Below are 4,384 nucleotides of genomic sequence, written 5' to 3' on the forward strand. Positions count from 1 at the left end.
CGCCGCCCGACGGCCGGGCGGCGGGCCGCCGCGCGCTGGCGCGACTGGTTCGCCCGCATGCCCGCCGTCCCCTCCGGCCTGCGGGACCGCGCCGAACAGGCGTGGTGGACGCTCGCGGTCAACCTCGTGCCGATCCAGGGCCGGGAGTCGCTGGTCCCCTCCAAGTACGGCTACGTCGGCCTGTGGAACTGGGACTCCTACCTCCACGCCATCGCCCTGCGGCACGCCGATCCGGGCCCGGCCAGGGAGCAGATCCGCATCCTGCTCGACCACCAGCGCCCCGACGGGCTGATCCCCGACGTGGTCCAGGACCACGGGGTGCTGGCCGAGACCACCGACCTGCCCCGCTCCGACCTGGCCCGGCTGGCCCAGCACTCGGCGGGCCGCCCGTCCGCGAGGCCGTGCCGGTCACCAAGCCGCCGCTCACCGCCTGGGCCGTGTGGAAGATCCACCAGGCCGACCCCGACCCGGGCTTCCTCGCCGAGGCGTACGAGCCGCTGGTCCGGGCGCAGGAATGGTGGTTCACCCGCTCCGAGCGACCGGCTTCGTGGGCATGCTGAACGACTACGTGCACAGCGCGATCCGCCGCGAGATCGGCTGGCTGGAGGAGGCCCGCCGCACCGGCCTGGACCCCGAGCGCTGGAAGCGGGACCACATGGGACCGTACGTCCGCCAGGTCGTCGAATCAGGCGCCTTCCCCCTGTTCAACCGATCGGTTCTCGACTCCCGCACCGCCCACCTCACCCCCGAGGAGCGCTTCCGGCATGGACTCGATCGCATCCTCGACGCCGTCGCCGCGCTCCTCCCATCGCTCTGTCCTCGTTGACCAGGAAGGCGCTGGACGGCCGGACGCCGGGCCGCTGTTTCGTAGGTGAGGGCCTGTGAGACAGCGACGATGTCAGCTTGTCGTGTTGGGCGACTCGGGGTGCTCGTGCGAGGGCTGACCGGTCAGGACGTGGGGCCGGACTGCGCCGCAGGACCATGGATGATCTGTTCCAGACAATCGCGGAACAGATCGTCGACGGTGCGGCCAGGCTGGAAGTACTCTGTCACGCCGGCCATCACGGTGGGGTACGCCGCGGCGTACGCGGCCATGTCGAAGCCGTCCAGGGCGTCCGCGTCGGGGCGGCCGGCCTGCTCCTCCAGCACGTAGCCGACGGTGAAGCGCAACACCGTCAACACGACCAGGCGAGCCTGCCGCAAGGGTATGCCCCGCCCGACCAGTGTGCTCATCGCCAGTTCGGAGATGGCGGCCATCTTGAGGGACAGCTGGGAGGCCGAGATGATCCGGGCTCCGTCCGGGTGGGCCAGCAACGCGCGGCGCAGCCGCTCGGCCAGGCCGATCAGCCAGTCCTGCCAGCACTCCTCCGGCGCGGGCGCCGCCAGCTCGGGGAACTGCTGCTCCAGGATCGCCTCGGCGATCGCGGTGACCAGCGCCGCCTTGTTCGGGATGTGCCAGTAAAGGGTCGGCGACTGTACGCCGAGCCGGGCGGCCAGTTTGCGCGTGGTCACGCCGTCGAGACCCTCGGCGTCCAGTAGCGCGACGGCCTCGGTGACGATCCGCTGCTTGTCCAGAGCCAATTCCGGCACCTCCCTTCCGCACTCTATCAGTGGTAGAGTTCTCTATCAGTGATAGAGATGTAGGCATCGGAGGAGGCAATGATGAGACACCGGCACGCGCTCCGCGACCTGCTGCACCGGGCGACCCACCGCATTCCGGGGGTTCCCGCGCACACCGAGCGGCCGACCGGGCACCAGGGCCAGGACCACCACGGCCATGGGCGGCGGCACTCGCTCACGCACCACCGTTCGCACCACCGTTCGCACCACCACGGGCTCAACCACTCCCCGGCCCGTCCGCCTCGCGTCCTGACGGCGTGGCAGAGCGGATCGCCCGCCTGTTCGGTCAGGAGCTGGGATGAAGGCAGCGGTGCTCCACGAGATCGGCGGCATCCCGCGCTATGAGGACTTCCCCGATCCGGTGGCCGGCGACGGTGAGGCGATCATCGACGTCAAGGCGGTCGCCGTCGAGAACGTCGACAAGGCGATCGCGGCCGGCACGCACTACGCCAGCGAGAAGTACATCGGCCGGTTTCCGGCGATCCCTGCCTTCGACGGCATCGGCGCCCTCCCGGACGGCACGCTCGTCGGGTTCGGCAACATCCGCCTGCCCTACGGCGCGCTCGCCGAGAAGGCCGTGGTGCCCCAGGGCTCCTACCTGCCGATCCCCGACGGCATCGACCCGGCCGTGGTAGCGGTGATGGCCTCGGCCGTCACCGCGATGTCGATGAAGACGGCCGCGGGGTTCGTTCCCGGGGAGACGGTGCTGGTGCAGGGCGCCACGGGGGTCGCCGGGCGGCTCGCGGTCAAGGTGGCCCGGCTGCTGGGCGCCGGCCGGATCGTGGCCACCGGCCGCGACGACGACCAGTTGCGCGAGGTGCAGGCCATCGGGGCCGACACGGTGATCGACACCGCGGTCTCCGACGAGGCGCTGACGCAGGCGTACCTCGACGCCAGAGGGGACGGCTACGACGTCGTCGTGGACTACCTGTGGGGCAGGCCCAGCGAGATCCTGCTGCGCGCGCTGGTGCCGCGGTCGTTCGCGTTCGGCAAGCCGACCCGGGTGGTCCAGATCGGGGAGTCGGCCGGCACCGAGGTCGCCATCGCCGGGTCGAGCCTGCGCACCTCCGGCGTGGAGATCTACGGCGCGGCCAAGGGCCTCGACCCGCAGACCATGGACGGGGTGTACCAGCAGATCGTGACGTGGACGCGGTCCGGCGAGCTCACCTTCGACGTGGAGAAGGTCCCGCTGAGCGACATCGAGACCGCCTGGCAGCGAACCGACCTCAAAGGCAGGCGACTCGTCGTGATGCCATGACCGGCTACCCTCGGCCCCATGACGGAACGCACCATCAAGGCTGGATTCGAGATCGTGAAGTTCGACGAGTCCGCGTACGAAGAGCCCGCCGAGGGCCCGAAGCTGACGCGGGTCACGATCCACAAGCGCTACCAGGGCGCGATCGACGGCACAGGGGTCGCCGAGGTGCTCACCGCGCAGGGTGCGGCGGGTGGCGGCTACGTGGCCTCCGAAAGGATCGAGGGCACGCTGGACGGCCGGCACGGCACCTTCGTCATCCAGCACGGCGGCTTGGCCGACGGGCCTGACCAGTCCAGCTACGGGAACATCATCCCCAATTCCGGGACCGGCGAGCTGGCGGGGATCTCCGGCCAGGCGATGGAGTTCGAGTTCCAGGTGCTCACGCTCGTCTACACGCTGTGACGCGTCAGAGCGCCGGTCCCCATCGCGACCCGGATCGCTCGGTCCGGGCCGACGGCGAGCCCGCGGGGTTCCGCGCCCTCCAGCGGCAACTCCCCGAGTCTTCCCCACGCTGCCGGTCCGTACCCGTTCAGTCGTAGAGCTCGGCCCCTCACCAGGGCGAGGTCACATCGTGGACGGTGGGGTGTCCTCGTCGGCCTGGGCCAGGCGGGCGATGGCCGGGTCCCGCCACGGCCGCCTCCGGCCGGCTGAACTACCGCCCAAGTGGCGCGAGTTGTCCTTCTTGTCAGTAAGATCACGGGCTGTCCGCCGGGCAGGGTGCCCGGCGCGGCGTTATCGGGGAAGGACTCCTCATGCGTTTCCGCAGCAAGCTCGCAGCCCTGGCCGGCATGGCCCTGGCCGTCACCACGCTGGCGACCCCGGCTGAGGCCGCAGCCAGCGTGTGCGGCTCCAGCTACACCAAGGTCGGTTCGTACGCCATCCCGAAGACGGGGACCAGGGTGGGCACCCTGGAGGTCTACTACAGCTCCAGCACCGGCAAGAACTGCGCCCTGGCCGTCGGCTACGGCAGCACCTACGGCGTGAAGAACACCAAGGCCGTCTTCATCGGTCTCGCCGGCCCCGGCATGCCCTGGGCGGACGACAACAGCGGCTCCTTCGAGTACTACGCGGGCCCGGTGTACGTCTCCGCGCCCGGCAAGTGCATCGCCGTCCAGGGAGTCATTTACAAGGGCGACACCCAGTACCTCCGGCACCTGGACAGCGTGCACTGCGGCTGACCAGCCGAGTTCTACCCGGACGGCTGGGGGATTGCCCGAAGATGTCCAGCCGTCCGGTGAGGGCGCGTGCGCCTTGGCGTCAGCGGACCGGGAACAGGCGCAGCGCCACCTTGCGATCGGTCGACGAGACCACGCGCACGCCGATTCCATCAGGTCGAAGGCAGGGGACCGCTCCCTTTAGGGAGCGGGGGAATGCCGAGCGGGAAGGCGCTCCAGCGCCTGAGTGTGCCTTAAGTCGCAGGCTCGTGCGGGTTCGGGCGAATACTGGGTGTTCTGAGAACTCGATGGTCATACTGATCGTGTGTCTGGTCAGGTGCGTACTTCCCCC

6 protein-coding genes are annotated in these 4,384 nt (G+C 70.0%); 5 read left to right on the top strand and 1 reads right to left on the bottom strand.

The annotated features are described in order from the left end of the window. Positions 1-401: 401 nt before the first annotated feature. Together AB0H64_RS44835 and AB0H64_RS44840 are read left to right on the top strand one after the other, a co-directional pair. Entirely contained in the window at positions 402-560 is a 159-nt protein-coding gene (locus AB0H64_RS44835) for a hypothetical protein (protein ID WP_357638052.1), read from the top strand. Continuing rightward, entirely contained in the window at positions 554-826 is a 273-nt protein-coding gene (locus AB0H64_RS44840) for a TetR/AcrR family transcriptional regulator C-terminal domain-containing protein (protein ID WP_357638054.1), read from the top strand. Before AB0H64_RS44835 ends, AB0H64_RS44840 begins: the two co-directional genes overlap by 7 nt. A gap of 122 nt (positions 827-948) precedes the next feature. Here AB0H64_RS44840 and AB0H64_RS44845 read toward each other — a convergent pair whose 3' ends face one another. Then, on the bottom strand, positions 949-1,581 hold the full coding sequence (locus AB0H64_RS44845) for a TetR/AcrR family transcriptional regulator C-terminal domain-containing protein (protein WP_357638057.1): 633 nt from the start codon (positions 1,579-1,581) through the stop codon (positions 949-951). A 337-nt stretch (positions 1,582-1,918) separates the two neighbouring features. On the opposite strand from AB0H64_RS44845, the gene AB0H64_RS44850 reads away from it, so the two are divergent. From AB0H64_RS44850 to AB0H64_RS44860, 3 genes are all read left to right on the top strand, one after another. Then, positions 1,919-2,878 carry a zinc-binding alcohol dehydrogenase family protein gene (locus AB0H64_RS44850; RefSeq protein ID WP_357638059.1) on the top strand — a complete coding sequence of 320 codons (960 nt, stop codon included), beginning with the start codon at positions 1,919-1,921 and terminating at the stop codon, positions 2,876-2,878. A gap of 18 nt (positions 2,879-2,896) precedes the next feature. Beyond that, on the top strand, positions 2,897-3,280 hold the full coding sequence (locus tag AB0H64_RS44855) for a DUF3224 domain-containing protein (RefSeq protein ID WP_357638061.1): 384 nt from the start codon (positions 2,897-2,899) through the stop codon (positions 3,278-3,280). A 350-nt stretch (positions 3,281-3,630) separates the two neighbouring features. After that, complete coding sequence (locus tag AB0H64_RS44860) at positions 3,631-4,056, top strand: hypothetical protein (RefSeq protein WP_357638064.1); 426 nt, start codon at positions 3,631-3,633, stop codon at positions 4,054-4,056. Positions 4,057-4,384 lie beyond the last annotated feature (328 nt).

Source organism: Nonomuraea sp. NPDC050733, from assembly GCF_040654215.1.
Taxonomy (GTDB): Bacteria; Actinomycetota; Actinomycetes; order Streptosporangiales; family Streptosporangiaceae; genus Nonomuraea.